Below are 19,475 nucleotides of genomic sequence, written 5' to 3'. Positions count from 1 at the left end.
AATAGAAGGTGAATAGAATGAATATTTTATGGGATTTTGATGGGACGTTATTTGATACGTACCCTGCATATACAATGATGCTTTCTGAAATATTAGGTGATTCAGTAGAAAAACAAGAAATATACAAAAACTTAAAAATATCATACTCTCATGCAATTCAGTATTATAATATTTCATGCGAGCAGGAAGAAAAGATTAAAGTTTTGAAGGGAAAATTCACGCCAAAAGATATGAAACCTTTTGCAGGTGTCGAAGAGGTTTTGAAATTTGCAGATAAAAATGTGATTATGACCCATAAACATAGGAAAAGGGTTATGGCCATTTTAAAATATTACGGCTGGGAAAAATACTTCGTAGATATGGTTACAATTGACGATGGCTTTCCTCGAAAGCCGAACTCTTTAGCTTATAATCATCTGCATAAAAAATACAATATTGATTTAGCTATTGGAGATAGAGAATTAGATTTATTACCTGCAAAAGAATTAGGTATTTCAACATGTATGTTTCAAGGTAATTGTGATGTAGCGGATTATTCTTTATCACATTACTCGGAGTTTTTAAGGTAGTGAGTGATAGAGAGTTTTCTTTATAAAAAAAGTTATGAATAAAGACTGTATCTTTCATTTTAAAGGTACAGTCTTTATTTTTTAGAACTATTTCATTTTATTTTCTGTATATAAAAATTGCTAGGAGTTAAAGAATGTCCGTCCATCTTTATTAAAGAAGTAGCCAGGTTAATTGTTAGATAGAAATAAACTGAAGGATAAAGTGATAGCGTCCACTTTATCTTTTTTATGTTTTAACCAAATTATGGTTATTCATGTTAATATGAACTCATAGCTATATAGAAGGGGTGGGGTTAGTATGAAAACTGAAATAGTTCCTACAAAGAAGTACAGTATAATAAGCTATATATCTTTACTCATCGGCATTTTGTGTTTTCTATTCGTTTTTATAACGCCAACAAGGATAGCCAATGCAGGTAATATAGTTGGAGATTATATTACAATTGCCCTGACAGGTGTAGGTATCATGCTTTCAATAATCACAATGACGAAAAGAACAGAGAAGAAGGGAATTGCTATTCTTTCATTAATACTGTCCTCATCATTTTTTATATTTTGGATCATAGCAATTATCCTATTGTTTACTGGTCAAATTAGTTTTGCGCCGTAATGTGTAATAAAAAGAGTCCTTCTCGTATGAAGGACTCTTTTTATTCGGTATCTTCAGGTTGATATTCTAAAATATCCCCGGGTTGGCATTCTAATGCTTTACATATTGCTTCTAAAGTTGAAAAACGGACTGCTTTTGCTTTTCCATTTTTCAAGATAGAAAGGTTAGCCATTGTAATTCCAACCTTCTCCGAAAGTTCTGTTACACTCATTTTTCTTTTTGCTAACATTACATCAATATTAATAATAATTGCCATATTATTCACCTCAGACCGTTAAATCATTTTCTGATTTTATATCTATAGCATCTTTTAATAGTCTTTGGAGAACGGCAGCAAAGACCGCGATTACCATTGAAGCAAAAATCATAATCATTCCGATAATAATAATGCCAGGGGCGTCATCTCTCTCTGCCACGAGATAGAAAAGTGGCATACCTAATACATATAATACACTAATTGCCAATGCGCTGTACTTAATATTTTTTAAAGCTTGAACAGATAGCTCTGAGAATGCGTTATTTTTATCAATATAGTTTAAAAGCTTAAATGTTTGGTACAGTGCGAAGTAATAAGGTATTGCTGTTGCGTATAAATTGATAAATACAAGATATTTAATATATGCAATATCTGGATATAATTCTGCGGCAAAATTTCCTATTTTAGGGACTAAAAAAATGCACATAGCAAGAACGGGGATTCCGATCAGAATTACAACGGTCTTTAAAAAGAGTGTGGATCCTTGTTTCATAAAAAGCACCTCATTTATTTAATATCTTATTAATTTAACATGAAATTTATTGTTTAACAATAAATTTTTATTTCTTTTAATTGAGGATTTATTGTTAAATAAGTAATTAATGAAAAGGATGTTAAATCTTTTTTATAAGATAAATGATACATATCAATATTTAATTAAAGAAAGAGAAAGTAACTATTGTTAGCTTTATGAGAATTGGGAACTAATAAAACATATGTAGGTTTTGGTATGGAAAAGGAAATAAGGTGTATTGAAATGAATGCAAAGTTTATGGAGGAACAATCATGTTGAATTATGGTGTGAAGATGAAAAAGTTACTATTGGTGGGAGCTATAATAGTAAGCGTATTAAGTACGGAAAGTATGATGAATTATCATGCGGCCAAAGCTAAGGTGAAAAAAGTAGAACACCAGCCTAAAAATATAATTATGATGGTTATGGACGGAACGAGTTCAACGGCGACAACATTGGCTCGCTGGTATAAAGGGGCACCGCTTACGTTAGATCAAATTGTAACAGGAGGTGTTCGTACGTTTTCGGCGGAATCAGCTATTACAGACTCAGCGCCAGCAGCAACAGCTTTAGCAACTGGAAATAAATCGAATTCAGGATATGTAGGTGTATTACCTTCTATTGTAAGTTCGCCTAGCTTACAGCCAATAAAAGAAGAAGAAAAGTTACGGCCGGTCGCAAACGTATTAGAAGGCGCAAAATGTACTGGTCGTGCAACTGGCATTGTTGCTACATCTGAAATTCAGCATGCTACTCCGGCCGGATTCTCCGCTCACCATGTCAATCGCAAACATTTTGACGTAATTGCGAAGCAGCAAGTATATCAAAATATAGATGTCGTATTAGGCGGGGGAAAAGCGGCGCTTCTACCTATAAAAAGTAATGGAATCCGAAAAGATGGTGAAAATTTAGTAAAGGTGATTCAAGACAAAGGGTACGATTTTGTTGAAACGAAAGATGCGTTATTGAACTCCAAATCTAATAAAATTTGGGGCTCTTTCTCACATCATGCTCTTGCGTTTGATATGGATCGTATAGCAACAAATCCAGAACAACCAACACTTTCTCAAATGACAGAAAAAGCAATTCAAACATTATCAAAAGATAAAGATGGCTTCTTTTTATTCGTAGAAGGTAGTAAGCCAGATTGGGCAGCTCATGCTAATGATCCAATTGGGATTATTAGCGATGTATTGGCATTTGATGAAGCGGTAGCAAAGGCGTTACAATTTGCGAAGAAAGATGGGGATACGATGCTCATCGCTTTAACTGATCATGGTAACAGCGGCATTTCTATAGGGAATAGGAATACGACAAAAGGATACAATACTACACCGGTTTCTGCATACATTGATCCATTGAAAAAGGCGAAAATGACACTTGAAGGAACTATAAATAAACTGAAATCTGATTTATCAAATGTAGAAGATGTAGCTAAACTATACGGTTTGGATAATCTAACTCATGATGAAAAAGAAAAATTAAAAGTGGCAAAAAAGAAAATGGATGTAGGACGAATTCTTACTACATTATTGGCTAATCGTGCAAATATCGGCTTTACGACAGGAGGACATACAGGTGAGGATGTATTCTTACATTCTTATGGACCTCAAAAACCAGAAGGCTTAATCCAAAATACAGACATTGCGAAGACGATGGCGAAAGCGATGGGCTTTAACTTAGAAGAAGTAACGAATAAAATATTTTTAGAGAGTGAACAAGCCTTTAAGAAAATCGGTGCAACTGTAACAGCCGACAAAATCGAAGGAGCAAACCCGTTACTCGTAGTAAAACATAATAAAGTAGAAGCACAATTATTTGGTAACAAAAATATAATTCGTATCAATGGTAAAGGGTATGAATTAAGAAGTATTATTGTAGAGAGTAATGGAAAGTGCTATGTACCAGAAGAAGCAATTCAACTATTTGTAAAGCATTCTCGTTAAAAAATTGCCAACCAGTTAAGCTAACTGGTGGCAATTTTTTGTGTTTATTCTAAATATAAGTGTTCGAATTGTTTTGTAAAGTTTTCCATATGAGACTTGTATAAATGTTAAAGGGAAATTATATTTTTTCTTACATTAAAAAATTTCATTTTGTAGAATAAGAAGTTATACATATAGTAAAGTCTAATGTGTTATCAATTAATATTTACGAAAAATATATTAATACTTTAGAATTTCTTTAATGTTCATTATTTTTTATTTAAGGTTATCCGTTATATTTATAATATGTTTATTTCAATTTATCGTATTGCAGCGCAGTTTCATATAATTATAAAGCAATCATCAAAATAAAATCTCCACTAGAGTAAATTTATTATTTTTTTGCGGAAATTATTATGCAGCTAAGAAAACTGTAATTTATTGAATTAGAAATATATTAGAATTTACTTGAAGAAAGAGAGAGGGAATAAAATGAATATAGTGCACTTACGTCCTAAACAGCGGTCTAAGTATCGCATTATGCTAGGGAAGTGGTATTACTCTACAAAGAGGTACATTCAGTGGTTGGCAGATGGAAAAACATATGCAAAAAGGTTCCAACAAAAAAAGCTACCTTGTACAGCAATTCAGCACCGAACGATATTACTTCGTAAGCTCAAAGATGTAGATATGTGGTATCAACAGAATAAGGTTGTTAATTTGAAAATTGCTGTTAAAAAACTAAATGGTATCGTCATTAGACCGGGAGAAACATTTTCTTACTGGCGTTTAATAGGTAAGCCAACGAGGAAAAAAGGGTATGTAGAAGGTATGGTATTACATTACGGATCTTTTCAAACAGGTATTGGAGGAGGTCTTTGTCAGCTTTCGAATTTAATATATTGGATGACTTTACATACACCACTGACAGTAACAGAACGATATCGTCATAGCTTTGATGTCTTTCCTGACTCTAGGCGAACTCAACCGTTTGGGAGTGGGGCGACTTGTTCCTATAACTATTTGGATTTACAAATTAAAAATGAAACGGACCAACCGTATCAACTTCACCTTTATATGACAGATGAACATTTAGTTGGTGAATGGAGAACAGTCTATCCGCAACTTTATCAATATGAAGTGTATGAGAAAGAACACTCAATTCAACCTGCATACTGGGGCGGTTATATACGACATAATGTGATTCAACGTAAAGTATATAATCAACAGAAACAGTTAATAGAAGATCAATATGTAACAGAGAATCACGCTATAATGATGTACGAACCACTATTAGCTTGTAATAATGAGAATAGTGAGTAGTATGGTAATCCATAGATTAAATAGTATAGAAAATATTTAATTCTTATTTTTATTAAAAAAGTATGAATCCCAGATTTACTGGATTTTAATTGTAACTAAGAACATATAAAAGTTCACTGTTATTTATAGGAGAGTCTGTTTGTTTTTATATCTTATGTATTTCACCCTGCATAAAAAAATATTTCTCAACATTTTATTTGTTGAAAAAGATTGAATATTCGTATTATAAAGAATGTTATGTTGTTATTGGCAAAAAACGATAATTTGCAGACATTGGGGAGGAAATACATTGAAAAAGAAATTAAAACCATTAGCGGTATTAACAACAGCAGCAGTACTAAGTAGTACGTTTGCTTTTGGAGGTCACGCAGCTTATGCTGAGACACCAACATCATCTCTACCAATAGATGAGCACTTAATACCGGAGGAGCGTTTGGCAGAAGCGCTAAAACAACGGGGGGTAATTGATCAATCTGCATCACAAGCTGAGACGTCAAAGGCTGTCGAAAAATATGTTGAGAAAAAGAAAGGGGAAAACCCTGGGAAAGAAATCTTAACAGGAGATAGTCTTACACAAGAAGCTTCTGATTTTATGAAAAAAGTAAAAGATGCAAAAATGAAGGAAAATGAACAGGCACAGCAGCCTGAAGTAGGCCCAGTAGCTGGACAAGGTGCAGCATTGAATCCAGGGAAATTAAATGGAAAAGTACCTACTACATCAGCGAAGCAAGAAGAATACAATGGAGCTGTTCGAAAAGATAAAGTACTTGTTTTACTTGTAGAATTTAGCGATTTTAAGCATAACAATATTGATCAAGAGCCAGGATACATGTATTCTAAGGACTTTAATCGTGAACATTATCAAAAAATGTTATTTGGTGATGAACCATTCACTTTATTTGATGGATCGAAGATTAACACATTTAAGCAATATTATGAAGAACAATCTGGTGGTAGCTATACAGTTGATGGGACTGTAACAGAGTGGCTTACTGTTCCAGGAAAAGCATCAGATTATGGTGCTGATGCGGGTACTGGGCATGATAACAAGGGGCCTTTAGGACCAAAAGATTTTGTGAAAGAAGCATTAAAAGCAGCGGTAGCAAAAGGAATCAATTTAGCAGACTATGACCAATTTGATCAATACGATCAAGATGGTGATGGAAATAAAAATGAGCCAGATGGCATTATCGATCATTTAATGGTTGTACATGCTGGCGTTGGTCAAGAAGCTGGCGGCGGTAAATTGAAAGATGATGCGATTTGGTCACATCGTTCAAAACTAGGTTCAAAACCATATGCAATTGATGGCACGAAATCTTCTGTTTCGAACTGGGGCGGAAAGATGGCTGCATACGATTATACAATCGAGCCTGAAGACGGGGCAGTTGGTGTGTTTGCGCATGAGTATGGTCATGATTTAGGTTTACCAGATGAATATGATACAAAGTACTCAGGACAAGGTGAACCTGTTGAGTCATGGTCTATTATGAGTGGTGGTAGCTGGGCTGGAAAAATTGCAGGAACAGAGCCAACGAGTTTCTCACCACAAAATAAAGAGTTTTTCCAAAAGAATATGAAGGGGAACTGGGCGAATATCCTTGAAGTAGATTATGACAAACTTAGCAAAGGAATCGGTGTTGCGACATATGTAGATCAAAGCACTACAAAATCTAAACGACCTGGAATCGTTCGTGTTAACTTGCCGGACAAAGATATAAAAAATATCGAATCAGCGTTTGGTAAGAAGTTCTATTACAGTACAAAAGGAAATGACATTCATACAACACTTGAGACACCAGTATTTGACTTAACAAATGCAAAGGATGCTAAGTTCGATTATAAGGCATTTTACGAACTTGAAGCGAAGTATGATTTCCTTGACGTATATGCGATTGCAGAAGATGGAACGAAGACACGCATTGATAGAATGGGCGAAAAAGATGTAAAAGGCGGCGCGGATACAACTGATGGTAAGTGGGTTGATAAATCATACGATTTAAGCCAATTCAAAGGAAAAAAAGTAAAACTGCAATTTGAGTACTTAACAGATATTGCAGTAGCTTATAAAGGGTTTGCGTTAGATAATGCAGCATTAACTGTAGATGGAAAAGTTGTTTTCTCTGATGATGCAGAAGGTCAGCCAGCAATGACGTTAAAAGGCTTTACTGTGTCTAACGGATTTGAACAGAAAAAACATAATTACTATGTAGAGTGGAGAAATTACGCTGGTTCTGACACTGCGTTACAACATGCACGTGGACCAGTATTTAATACAGGAATGGTTGTATGGTATGCGGATCAAAGCTTTACAGATAACTGGGTAGGCGTTCATCCAGGTGAAGGGTTCTTAGGAGTAGTAGATTCTCATCCAGAGGCAATTGTAGGGACATTAAATGGACAACCTACTGTGAAGAGCAGTACGCGTTATCAAATTGCTGATGCGGCATTCTCATTTGATCAAACGCCAGCATGGAAAGTAAATTCACCAACACGCGGTATCTTTGATTATAAAGGATTACCAGGAGTGGCAAAATTTGATGATTCTAAGCAATACATCAACAGCGTTATTCCTGATGCAGGACGTAAGTTGCCGAAGCTAGGACTGAAGTTTGAAGTCGTAGGCCAAGCTGAAGACAAGTCTGCAGGTGCAGTTTGGCTTCATCGATAAAATAAGGTAAAAAGAAGAGAAGCTGCGATAAGTCGGTGAAACTGACTGGTTGCAGCTTTTTTCTTCTTGTGAAAAAACTCTCTGTTTTTTATGTACTTATTGGAAAAATTCGAAGTTTCTTTGATACATAAAATGCTCCGTCTATCCAATTATAGAAGCTATTTTGGACGTAAGAAATTTGTAAGTAATGAGTAAGAAAAAAGAGATTTTCATAGTATAAAATATTTATTATAGCTACTTTTAACACCTGATACTAATAGTGTGCTATAATATGAATTAGCAACAAAAAGGAAAGGAATTAGAACAATGACCTTAGAAAATACTAAAAATTTAAAAAAACAAGTTGCTCCTTTTGAAAAATCAACGATTAAAAAAAGTGTTTGGCAACTGATCAACACAATCGTGCCATTTATTATTTTATGGTACCTTGCTTATAAAAGTTTGTCAGTTTCTTATTGGTTAACTTTAGTTCCAGCACTGTTAGCCGCTGGATTTATGACAAGAATTTTCATTATTTTTCATGATTGTACCCATTATTCGTTCTTTAAAAGTCGACGTGCAAATAGAATAGTTGGAACGTGTATGGGTGTTTTAACATTATTCCCATTTGATCAGTGGGGGCATGAGCATTCTATTCACCACGCTACGAGTGGTAATTTGGATAAGAGGGGTACAGGGGATATTTGGACGCTTACAGTTGATGAATATGTAGCAGCACCATTTAGACTTCGTTTAGCATATCGTTTATATCGCAATCCATTCGTTATGTTTGGATTAGGTCCGATTTATGTTTTCTTGCTTAAAAATAGATTTAACCGAAAAGGTGCAAGACAGAAAGAACGTATGAATACTTATTTGACGAATATTATAATTGTTGCTGTAGTAGCTATACTTTGCTGGGCAATTGGGTGGCAATCGTTTCTGTTAGTACATGGTACGATATTCTTAATAGCAGGTTCAGTAGGGATTTGGCTGTTTTACGTACAGCACACATTCGAGGATTCTTACTTTGAAGAAGATAAAGATTGGGAATATGTGAAAGCGGCCGTGGAAGGAAGTTCATTTTATAAACTTCCAAAAATCTTGCAATTCTTAACTGGTAATATTGGATTCCATCATGTTCACCATTTAAGTCCAAGAGTACCTAACTATAAATTAGAAGAGGCACACAACAATACGCTTCCGTTAAAAAATGTACCAACGATTACTCTTGCTACAAGCTTACGTTCACTTCGCTTCCGTCTTTGGGATGAGAAAAATAACAATTTTGTTAGCTTTAAAGATGTCAAAAATATAATTAAAAATAATGTTTCTGTTCGGGTGAAATCGGAACTATAATTTCATCGGCTATAAAACTCCCCTTAATCATTTTGGATGTAAGGGGAGTTTTTGTTATATATAACTGATATCGAGGACGATGTGTACGTATAAATTTAAGGATACGGTAATTATATTATGTAAATAAGATAAATCATCATAATTTTTTATTATTGTGAAGGATATCGTACATATATAATGGTAAGCAGAAGGTAGACGATAGAAATTATTAGAACAGAAATAACGTAATAAAATAATTCTTTCAAAAGGAAGGGGACATGAAAGATGATGAAATTACAAGGAAAATACAATGAAGCGAAAGTATTTACGAATAACGTTGAAAGAAGGCTAAAGAATCATTGAGTCTAGAGGAATTTCAAAATACGATGACAGAGGTGTGGACTACATCGGTGGTAGAGAGCACAATTGATGAGGCACCAATGGTATATAAGCCAATGGATGAAATTATCGAAAATACGAAAGAAACAATAGATATAAAGCACATTATTAAGCCATTATATAATTTTAAAGCGAATTAGAATGATAGAAGACCGCACATGAAGTGAAAGTCATGTGCGGTCTTTTATATATAAGTATAGTATTACATAGTCTCGCTAATTTTACTTTCACTACGAGTGTTAGTAGCAATTCTTTTCTTAACTTTAAAGTGATAGTATGTGTAGCAAAAGATGATAAATGGTACAGTACAATAAATGCCTAGTCTTTGATCTGGGATAAAGATAAGACTTACTAATATAATGCCATACAATCCAAAACCAAGAATTGGTACAAGGGGATAGAGTGGAGTTCTGAACTTCAAGTCTTCTAATTTTCCACCTTCAGCTAAATAGTGTTTGCGGAAAAAGAATTGAGAAACACAAATTGACATCCAAACAATAATGGTAATGACTCCGGAAATTGAAATGAGCCACAAGTAAACAGTTTCAGCAGCTACTACACTTGTCAAAAGAGAAAAAGCAGAAATAGCTATTGTCATGATTAAAGCGTTGAGAGGAATCCCACGTGAGGATAATTTCTTTAAAAATGCTGGAGCCATTTCGTTTTTTGATAAAGACCAAAGCATTCGAGTAGCAGCGTATAGTCCTGAGTTTGCAACAGAAAGAACAGCAGTAAGAATAACAAAGTTCATAATATCAGCTGCATATGGAATACCGATATTATCAAAAACAGCAACGAATGGGCTCTTTGTGAGTCCTGCTTCTTCCCAAGGAATTAAAGCAACAAGAACAAAGATTGCTAAGACGAAGAAAAACATTGTGCGCCATATAATATTTCTAATAGAACGAGGTAAAGTTTTTGCTGGATCTTCACTTTCACCTGCTGCGATTCCGACAAGCTCTGTACCTTGGAAGGAATAATTGACTGTAACCATTGTTAATAGAATAGCTGCAAGTCCATTTGGGAATAAACCACCATGATTTACGAAATTTGAAAATAGCGGAGCTGGTTCGTCGCCTTTTAAATCAATAAAACCGAACATAGCGGCGCCACCAAGAATTATAAAAGCTATAATGGCAGATACTTTTATACTTGAAAACCAAAATTCTGTTTCTGCGTAACTACGAGCAGATAATGCGTTAATAGTGAAAATCGTAACGCCAAATATTAAACACCAAACCCAAACAGGAATATCAGGAAACCAGCGCTGCATTGTAATGCCGGCAGTTGTAAATTCAAGACCGGTCGTATTCGCCCAGCTTAACCAATACAACCATCCGATTGTAAAGCCAGTTGCAGGATTGATGAACTTAGTGGCATATTCCTGGAAAGAACCCGAAACAGGCATGGCTACAGCGAGTTCACCAAGACATAGCATAACGAAATACATTAATAATCCACCGGCCATAAAGGCAAGTACGGATCCACCAGGTCCAGCTTGACTTATTATAAAGCCAGATCCGTTAAATAACCCCGTTCCAATCACACCACCGAGTGCAATCATGAATAAGTGTCTACTTTTCATCGTACGTTTTAATTCATTGTTTGTATTGTTTACTTGCGCCATTGTTTTCCTCACTTTCGTAGTTGATAGAATAAAGTTTGATGTTTTTCCGTATTATGGAATGTATTCCGTGATGTGAAATCTTGTTATAATTTTCAGATAATTAAAAAGAAAAGTCAATATTTTTTTGTTTGCGTTTTCAATTCGTTGTTAGTGATATATTTTTATTGTTAGAAAATTGAATAAATATATTGATTTCATTTCGAATGTTTGCTAAATTGATAGTTAATTAAACGTACTAACATACTACGAGTAAAGTTGAGGCGAGTTATGGTACAGTCCATTGATCGAGCGATAAGTATTATTAAATTATTGAATTCTACAAATGAAAAAGAGTATTGGACTATTTCTGATATAGCAGATGGAACACATCTCCCAGTTAGTACAGTACATAGATTACTTAACTCTCTAATGGAGCATGGGTTAGTTACACAAATACCAGAGACAAAACAGTACAAAATTGGACCAATGTGGATGGAAATAGGGTTACGTCAATTGGAGAAGGTAGACTATAGATCTGTTGCAAGAGAAGTGATGAAGCGGTTGGCCTTTGAAGTCGAAGAAAGTGTCTATTTAAATATTCCAAACGGAACGCATTCTATTATCATTGAAAGAATTGATAGTCCTTTAAAAATTCGAGTTATCGATAATCTAGGGGAACAAATTCCACTTTCAATTGGTGCCGCAAATAAAACGATGCTTGCCAATATGAAAACGAATGAAATGGAACATATTGTAGAACATTTACTTTCTTCATTACCAGAACAAAAGCAAATTCTTCTTAATCAAATAAAGCAAATAAAAAATGAAGGATATGCTGTCAGTTATGGTGAAAAAACAGAAGGGACAGCTTCAGTAGCTGCACCTATTATCGGATTTAATCATAAAGTAGTAGGAGCATTAAGTGTTGGGTTAATTAGTCATCGTATTAATGATGATCGACTATCTTTTCTTATTAGCAAGGTAAAACAAGCAGCTCATGAAATATCAATAAAAATCGGCAGTACATCAGAACTATAATTTTGATAGCTGTCGTCATTTTTTATTCATATACTGGAATTCGTTTTCATAATGCGGAAAAATAGGGGGATTTATATGTCAAAGTGGCAATCAAAAGAACAATTGATTCAATTATTAAGCAGTCTTGTTGAAATTCCTAGTATTACCGGTTCAGAAGCTGAAGTAATATTGCCAGACTTTGTTGTGGAACAATTATCTGAATTACAGTATTTCAAAGAAAACCCGCATCATTTACAAAAAAATCCGACAGGGGACGGACGATATTTTGTTACAGCGCTCGTAAAGAAAAGCGATTGTACAAAAAATACCGTAATTCTAGTTAGTCACTTTGATGTTGTAGATGTACAAGATTACGGAGTATGGAAAGAGGATGCATTCAACCCTAAAAAGTTAACGTCTATGTTTTATTCTCATAAAGATGAACTACCAGCCCATGTACGTGAAGATATAGAACAAGGAGATTGGCTATTTGGTAGAGGAACAATGGACATGAAATGCGGCCTCACGTTACAAATGGCAATGATTGAGCAAGCCTGTGAAGGAAGATTTGATGGAAATGTACTTTTATTAGCTGTTCCAGATGAAGAAGTAAATTCGTTGGGGATGAGGGCTGCTGTTCCAAGATTACTAGAGTTAGCAAAAGAACATGATTTAAATTATAAAACAGTCCTAAATTCAGAGCCTATGTTTGCAAGACATCCTGGTGACCAAAATAAGTATATTTACACGGGTTCTATTGGTAAAGTGTTACCTGGATTTCTTTGCTATGGTAAAGAAACACATGTAGGTGAACCTTTTGCGGGCTTAAATGGTAGTTATATGGCGTCATTAATCACAGCAGAATTAGAGTTGAATACGGACCTTTGTGATATTGTAGAAGGGGAAGCGAGTCCTCCGCCAACTAACTTACTTCAACGGGACTTAAAGGAGGATTATTCTGTACAAATTCCGCATCGTGCCGTTACATTATTTAATTTGTTTTTACTAGAAAAATCAATGACAGATGTCGTTTCATTGTTACGTCAAAAAGTAACGAAAGTAGCAGAGAAAATAGAAGAGAAATATGAAAAGCAAGCATATCGTTTTTCTAAATATAATCCGTTTATACCGCCTAATATGAAAGTGAATGTATTAACGTACGAAGAGCTTATCGCTTATGCAATTGAACAACATGGTCAAGCGAAAATAGATGATATTCAATCTAGTATAATAAAAAATAGAGAAGAGAAAGATGATCGTGCGGTAACAATTGATTTAGTAGATAAACTAGCTATTTTATGTAAAGAAAAGGCGCCGATGATTGTACTTTTCTTTGCTCCACCATATTATCCAGCTGTAAGTTCACGCAACGATCCATTAATTAAAGAAGTAGTTGCAGAAATGGAAAAGTATGCACATTACAATCATAACATTACATTTGAAAACCAAAACTATTTTGGAGGAATTTCAGATTTGAGCTATGTGGGCTTACAGAATCCACTACATTCAATGAGTTCACTTGTAGACAATATGCCATTATGGGATAAAGGTTACTCGATTCCACTTCAGGAACTAGAAGAGTTTGACGTTCCAGTATTAAATATGGGACCGGTAGGAAAAGATGCACATCAATGGACAGAACGTCTAGATGTAAACTACGCATTTGAAACGCTATTAGATATGTTGCCGAAATGCATTGAAAAATTATTAGTTTCTAATAAAATTACACAAGTAAAGTAGTGTGATGAGTAAAATTATTTTAATATAATTAAAAACTAAAACGGCCAAACTCAAGTATATTCGAATTTGGCCGTTTATCATGTAGTGCATTTCTAGTTAAATTCATATGAATTCATAGCTAACATGATCTCTTTTATCGTTTTATTTTTTTGTTTGGCTAGACAGTTCAATAGACTTTTGCGTACAGCGCTGCATAGCTGAAATGATGGCTGTGCGTAAGCCTTTTTCCTCTAATGTTGCTACAGCTTCTATCGTTGTTCCGCCAGGAGAACAAACCATATCTTTCAATTCACCTGGATGTATTCCTGTTTCTAGTACCATTTTTGCAGACCCTAATACAGCTTGAGCAGCGAATTTATATGCTTGATTTCTAGGCATACCATCTAGTACAGCAGCATCTGCCATCGCCTCTATAATCATATATACGTATGCTGGTGAAGAACCGCTTACTGATGTAACAACATCCATTAATTTTTCACTTACAATCTCTGCTTGACCAAAGCTATTGAAAATGTTTAGCACATCTTCTAAATCTTTTTCTGTCACCATTTCATTAGGGCATAACGCAGACATTCCTTCTCCAACAAGAGCAGGTGTATTAGGCATTACTCTTACAACTTTTAATTTTTTATCAAAAGCTTCTTCAGTACTTTTAATGCTTTTGCCGGCAGCGATCGTTACGACGATAACATCGTTTTTGATGACTTCTTTTATTTCTTTAATGACCGCTGCGTATAGGTCCGGTTTAATTGATAAAATTAAAATATCAGCATTTTTAGCTACCTCATTATTGTCAGTAGTTGTAGTTAGCCCATATTTTTCGTTAGCATGTTTTAAATTCGTAGTGTTTAAATCCGAACAAATAACATGATTTGCAGACACTACCTTTTTGTTTAGCATTCCGCCAATGATAGCCATTCCCATATTTCCGCATCCGATGAATCCAATTTGTTTATCCATAATAACTCAATCTTGCTCCTTTTTAATAAATTATATTATTTCGAAATTGTTATCTTAAAATAACAATAACATCTCCATGCAATATAAAGAAACATTCTAAGAGAATATATTCCTTTTTGCAACAGTAAAAGATAAAAATGAATTATATTCGACATTCTGTAAATATATACACTATAATGTAAGGTATTATGTTTATGAATATGAGTTGCAGTTATATCAATTTGTATTTTCATTCAGTAGGGCAATCATTTCATACAAGAACTTGTCGCTCTATTTATTTTTTAAAATACCTCTTGACACCAAATCAAACTATATCGCATAATATAAAAAAATTAAACCGAAAATCGTTGAAGGGAAATAGTACATATGTCTTCTTGCGAAAGAGAGTGGAATTCACCGGCTGAAAGATTCCTCGTATAGAATATATCGAACCTATCCCTGAGTCTTAAATGAAAGTTTAGGCGTTCGCCTGCGTTATAGGCGCCAAGTGGATATCTATGTATATCAATTAAGGTGGTACCGCGGAACAATGACCGTTTCGTCCTTTTTATTTTATTAAGGGCGAAGCGGTCATTTTTATTTTGCTCTTGAATAGGCTAGGTGCAGCAATAATGAGAATAGAAATGACTGAAAGCTGTATGAATAAAAGTGTAATGTATAAAAAACTTTGATTTTAGATTTGGGGGATACAAAAGTGAAAAAACAACGAGTTGTCGTTAAGATTGGGAGCAGCTCCTTGGCAGATAGTCACGGAGGCATTTCTAAAGAACAACTTTCAGATCATGTTGCCGCATTGGCTCGATTGAAAGAGGAAGGACATGAAGTTTTGTTAATTACATCTGGAGCCGTTGCTGCAGGTTTTTCTGCTCTAGGATATCCAAGTAGACCTGTGACAATTAAAGGAAAACAGGCTGCTGCGGCTGTCGGACAAAGCTTGTTAATGCAGGCGTACACGGAGGAATTCCGTAAATATGGTATTGTAACTGCGCAATTATTGCTGACGAGAAGTGACTTTTCTAGAAAAGAACAATATAGTAACGCTTACGCTACTTTAGGAGAGTTATTAAACCGTTCTGCTCTTCCAATCATTAATGAAAATGATTCCATCTCTTTAGAGGAGCTAACGTTCGGTGATAATGATATGCTGTCAGCTTTAGTAAGCGGACTTGTTTCAGCTGATATGCTTATGATTTTTACAGATGTGAACGGTTTATATGACAAAAATCCTCAGAAAAATGAGGATGCGAAAAAATATTATTTCCTTCCTGAAGTTACAGAAGAAATCGCTTCTCTTGCAGGAGATGCTGGCTCAAAACTTGGGACTGGCGGAATGAAATCAAAAATCGATGCTGCAAAGACAGCACTCTCTCTTGGTGCGAGTGTATTTATTGGAACAGGACGTGGACAAGAGAAATTTGTAGATGTTTTAAAGGGCAAAGGTGATGGAACATATATCGGAAATGCTCCTCAAAAAGAAATGAAGATGAACAAGCAATGGATCGCGTTGCATTCGCTCGTTAGCGGACAAATTGAAGTAGACGCTGGTGCAGCTACTGCTATCATTCAGCATGGTAAGAGTCTTCTTCCTGCCGGCGTTACAAATGTGTCAGGATTTTTCAAAGTTGGCGATGTCGTAGAAGTAATGACGCAACAAGGGCACGTAATTGGAAAAGGGCAATGCACCTATAGCGCAGAGGAATTAAGAGAGATAAAAGGTATGCAAAGCCAACATATTCAAGCAAGAGGCGAAAGACATAATTATGAAGTTATTCATAGAGATTATTGGGTTTCACTTTAAGAATAGTGATGTTAAAAAGGAGGAAACAAAAATGAATGAAGTGTTGGCAAAGGGGAAAAGGGCGAAAGAAGTTGCTAGAGAACTTGTACTAAAATCTACAAGTCAAAAAAACGAAGCACTTGCTGCCATTGCTGAAAGGTTAATAGTAGAAACAGCTTATATTTTAGAGGAAAACAAACGAGATATCGAAGAAGGTAAGGCAAAAGGATTTTCTGATTCACTCCTTGATCGTCTAATGCTGAATGAACAGCGTATCATTGATATGGCAGAGGGAATTAAGCAATTAATTGAATTACGTGATCCTGTTGGAGAATGTGTAAGCAAATGGGAGCGACCAAATGGACTATTTATTCAGGAGATGCGTGTACCACTTGGTGTTGTTGGTATGATTTATGAGGCAAGGCCAAATGTAACAGTAGATGCTGCTACAATTTGTTTAAAGACAGGAAACGCAGTTATATTACGTGGTAGTTCTTCTGCTATCAATTCTAACAAAGCTATTGTTGACGTTATTCACCGGGCGCTTAAACAAACAAGCTTGCCTCCAGAAAGTGTACAGCTCATAGAAGACACAACACGGGATAGCGCAAAGCAGTTGTTTACAATGAATGATTACTTAGACGTTCTTATTCCAAGAGGTGGCAAACAATTAATTGATACGGTAATGAGAGAAGCATCTGTTCCAGTACTTGAAACGGGTGCAGGAAATTGTCATATTTTCATTGATGAAACAGCGAATAAACAAATGGCAATTGATATTATTATAAATGCAAAAACGCAGCGTCCATCTGTATGTAATGCCATTGAAACGATTGTACTTCATGAGAAGTGGGCGCGGCGATATGGTAGCGAGTTGTTTTCTACTTTGAAGGAAAGCGGCGTGGAGTTACGTGGTGATCAGAAAGCATTGGTAATTGATTCTTCAATAGTACTTGCTTCAGAAGAAGACTGGGGTACAGAATTTTTATCACTCATGCTGGCAGTGAAGGTAGTTTCTTCTATAGAAGAAGCGATTCATCACATAAATACGTATGGATCTATGCATTCCGAAGCGATTATTTCAGAAAACGAGGAAAACGTCAGCAAATTCTTCACAGCTGTAGATGCGGCTGCACTGTATCATAATGCGTCAACTCGTTTTACTGATGGATCTGAATTCGGATTCGGCGCAGAAATTGGCATCAGTACACAAAAGTTACACGTAAGAGGACCAATGGGGCTTCCTGCATTAACTTCTACAAAATATGTGATTCGTGGAAATGGTCAAATTCGAAAATAAAAATAGAAGACACTCAATTCGATTGGGTGTCTTTCGTTTTAAAGAATGTTTACCATACAAATAGTCCAACAAGCATAGCGCTTAATAAAGAAACCGCCATTCCGCTAACAAGAAGCTTCCAAACATTTTTACCGATGACTGATGATTTTTCTCCGCCAAATAATGAATTGTAAGTTCCGTAAATCATACCTACTGTACTAAAGTTAGCAAAAGAAGCTAGAAATGTTGTTGCAACCGCAATCGTATGTGGTTGTAGCGACTTTAAGTTTGATTTTAAATCCATCATTGCAACAAATTCATTTGTCGTTATTTTGATCCCCATTAATTCAGCTACATACATAGCATCACTGCCTGATAAACCGAGTAAAAATGCAAAAGGACTAAAGATAATGGAGAAGATTTTTTGAATTGTTAACCCTGTTACAAAAAATCCTAAAATCCCATTTAAACATGCTGTTAAAGCTACATAACCAATTACCATAGCTAAAATAACGATAACCATATTCATCCCAACTAACATACTGTTTGAAATAGTAGAAAAGAAATCTTTTTTTTCATGTTTTGAAGGTGTGTAAACAACGTCTTCTTCTTTCGAAACTTCCACAGGATTTAATACATTGGCTAAAATTAATGCGTTAATACAGTTTAATGGGATTGCGCTGAAAATATATGTTGCTGGAACCATTGATAAATAAGCACCAAGAATGGATCCGCTAACGCTACTCATACTCATAATTCCAAAAGTTAATAATCGATTTTCTTTTAAAACAGATAATTGATCACGAACAACCGCAAGTGCTTCGGTGTTTCCTAAAAACATCATTTGAATCGAAAAGAAACTTTCTAACTTTGGTAAACGAGAAATCTTTGAAATAACTGCACCTACTTTATCAATAATCCAAGTTAAGATTCCGAAATAAGAAAGAATATCGAAAAAAGTAATAACAAAAATGATAGGAAGTAACGCACTAAAGAAGAAATCAATGTGCTGACTTTCCATAGCTGAAGGAAATGCAAATCGAATACCTTCATTCGCACATGCTAGTAGCCAACTGAAAAATGACGCAATTTTATTAATGATAATACTGCCGAGCTTTGTGCCTAACATAAACCACGTAATAAAAAGCTCCAATAGGATGAGAATTACAATTGGTCTCCATTTTATATGTTTTTTATTAGGCGAACATAAGAAAACGATTAATATGACAACGAAAATCCCTAACATATTCAATATGAAATACATGTCAACAACTCCTTGAGGCTTATTATTTGTATATAAAAAAGCCTCTATTCTTCCAAATTTGGATTATGATCAGAAGTTATGAAGAAGGTAAATGATGTTTGGGATTCACGTATTTTAATTTGCTTTATTTTGAGCAATCGCAGTAATTACAAAACAAGTAGCTATTTTCAATTGCTTTGTTGGATATTAAACGTATGCGATTTTAAACATCGTTTATCTCGGATTAACGGGCAGTAAGACTTCCACCT

Annotated in this window: 14 protein-coding genes, 2 pseudogenes and 1 other annotated feature; of the genes and pseudogenes, 11 read left to right on the top strand and 5 right to left on the bottom strand. The window is 35.0% G+C overall.

The genetic code is table 11. The annotated features are described in order from the left end of the window. The first annotated feature begins 17 nt into the window (after window positions 1-17). Both CGQ22_RS24325 and CGQ22_RS24320 read left to right on the top strand, forming a co-directional pair. Window positions 18-595, top strand: a pseudogene (locus CGQ22_RS24325) (HAD-IA family hydrolase). A gap of 272 nt (window positions 596-867) precedes the next feature. Then, the gene (locus tag CGQ22_RS24320) at window positions 868-1,179 is read left to right on the top strand and encodes a hypothetical protein (protein ID WP_000845564.1); all 312 of its coding nucleotides are present in this window, start codon (window positions 868-870) and stop codon (window positions 1,177-1,179) included. Between the two features lie 40 nt (window positions 1,180-1,219). Here the strand turns inward: CGQ22_RS24320 and CGQ22_RS24315 are convergent, their stop codons facing one another. Together CGQ22_RS24315 and CGQ22_RS24310 are read right to left on the bottom strand one after the other, a co-directional pair. After that, the gene (locus tag CGQ22_RS24315; protein WP_000974619.1) at window positions 1,220-1,435 is read right to left on the bottom strand and encodes a helix-turn-helix domain-containing protein; all 216 of its coding nucleotides are present in this window, start codon (window positions 1,433-1,435) and stop codon (window positions 1,220-1,222) included. A gap of 10 nt (window positions 1,436-1,445) precedes the next feature. Further along, complete coding sequence (locus CGQ22_RS24310) at window positions 1,446-1,928, bottom strand: DUF2975 domain-containing protein (RefSeq protein WP_000809118.1); 483 nt, start codon at window positions 1,926-1,928, stop codon at window positions 1,446-1,448. Between the two features lie 293 nt (window positions 1,929-2,221). Here CGQ22_RS24310 and CGQ22_RS24305 point away from each other — a divergent pair, with 293 nt between their 5' ends. The 5 genes and pseudogenes from CGQ22_RS24305 to CGQ22_RS24285 form a co-directional block, all read left to right on the top strand. Beyond that, complete coding sequence (locus CGQ22_RS24305; RefSeq protein WP_061884303.1) at window positions 2,222-3,895, top strand: alkaline phosphatase; 1,674 nt, start codon at window positions 2,222-2,224, stop codon at window positions 3,893-3,895. Window positions 3,896-4,366: 471 nt separating this feature from the next. Continuing rightward, window positions 4,367-5,197: a VanW family protein gene (locus CGQ22_RS24300; RefSeq protein WP_002181436.1), complete on the top strand. Its 831-nt coding sequence runs from the start codon at window positions 4,367-4,369 to the stop codon at window positions 5,195-5,197. A gap of 289 nt (window positions 5,198-5,486) precedes the next feature. After that, the gene (locus CGQ22_RS24295) at window positions 5,487-7,868 is read left to right on the top strand and encodes an immune inhibitor A domain-containing protein (RefSeq protein ID WP_000727915.1); all 2,382 of its coding nucleotides are present in this window, start codon (window positions 5,487-5,489) and stop codon (window positions 7,866-7,868) included. 306 nt (window positions 7,869-8,174) lie between these two features. Further along, complete coding sequence (gene desA, locus CGQ22_RS24290) at window positions 8,175-9,206, top strand: Delta(5) desaturase DesA (protein ID WP_046945996.1); 1,032 nt, start codon at window positions 8,175-8,177, stop codon at window positions 9,204-9,206. A 320-nt stretch (window positions 9,207-9,526) separates the two neighbouring features. Continuing rightward, window positions 9,527-9,724 (top strand): annotated as a pseudogene (locus CGQ22_RS24285) (RtcB family protein); the annotation flags it as partial. A gap of 62 nt (window positions 9,725-9,786) precedes the next feature. On the opposite strand, the gene CGQ22_RS24280 reads toward CGQ22_RS24285, so the two are convergent. Continuing rightward, the gene (locus CGQ22_RS24280) at window positions 9,787-11,211 is read right to left on the bottom strand and encodes an amino acid permease (protein WP_046945995.1); all 1,425 of its coding nucleotides are present in this window, start codon (window positions 11,209-11,211) and stop codon (window positions 9,787-9,789) included. A gap of 267 nt (window positions 11,212-11,478) precedes the next feature. Here CGQ22_RS24280 and CGQ22_RS24270 point away from each other — a divergent pair, with 267 nt between their 5' ends. Continuing rightward, window positions 11,479-12,228, top strand: a complete 750-nt coding sequence (locus tag CGQ22_RS24270; RefSeq protein WP_089149466.1) for an IclR family transcriptional regulator — start codon at window positions 11,479-11,481, stop codon at window positions 12,226-12,228. A gap of 75 nt (window positions 12,229-12,303) precedes the next feature. Beyond that, the gene (locus CGQ22_RS24265) at window positions 12,304-13,947 is read left to right on the top strand and encodes a M20/M25/M40 family metallo-hydrolase (protein WP_000049545.1); all 1,644 of its coding nucleotides are present in this window, start codon (window positions 12,304-12,306) and stop codon (window positions 13,945-13,947) included. Window positions 13,948-14,088: 141 nt separating this feature from the next. Here the strand turns inward: CGQ22_RS24265 and proC are convergent, their stop codons facing one another. Further along, a complete protein-coding gene (gene proC, locus CGQ22_RS24260) occupies window positions 14,089-14,907 on the bottom strand; it encodes a pyrroline-5-carboxylate reductase (RefSeq protein WP_089149465.1) in 819 nt (272 codons plus the stop codon). A gap of 338 nt (window positions 14,908-15,245) precedes the next feature. Then, window positions 15,246-15,456, top strand: a binding site (T-box leader). A 145-nt stretch (window positions 15,457-15,601) separates the two neighbouring features. Here proC and proB point away from each other — a divergent pair. Next, on the top strand, window positions 15,602-16,705 hold the full coding sequence (proB, locus tag CGQ22_RS24250; protein WP_000744796.1) for a glutamate 5-kinase: 1,104 nt from the start codon (window positions 15,602-15,604) through the stop codon (window positions 16,703-16,705). 31 nt (window positions 16,706-16,736) lie between these two features. Then, complete coding sequence (locus tag CGQ22_RS24245; protein WP_089149504.1) at window positions 16,737-17,984, top strand: glutamate-5-semialdehyde dehydrogenase; 1,248 nt, start codon at window positions 16,737-16,739, stop codon at window positions 17,982-17,984. Between the two features lie 49 nt (window positions 17,985-18,033). Here the strand turns inward: CGQ22_RS24245 and CGQ22_RS24240 are convergent, their stop codons facing one another. Then, complete coding sequence (locus CGQ22_RS24240) at window positions 18,034-19,227, bottom strand: NupC/NupG family nucleoside CNT transporter (RefSeq protein ID WP_000273601.1); 1,194 nt, start codon at window positions 19,225-19,227, stop codon at window positions 18,034-18,036. Window positions 19,228-19,475 lie beyond the last annotated feature (248 nt).

The organism is Bacillus sp. M13(2017), from assembly GCF_002218325.1.
Classification (GTDB): Bacteria; Bacillota; Bacilli; order Bacillales; family Bacillaceae_G; genus Bacillus_A; species Bacillus_A thuringiensis_K.
The sequence above is the reverse complement of the archived record's forward strand: the minus strand, read 5'-3'. Positions and strand labels throughout refer to the sequence as shown.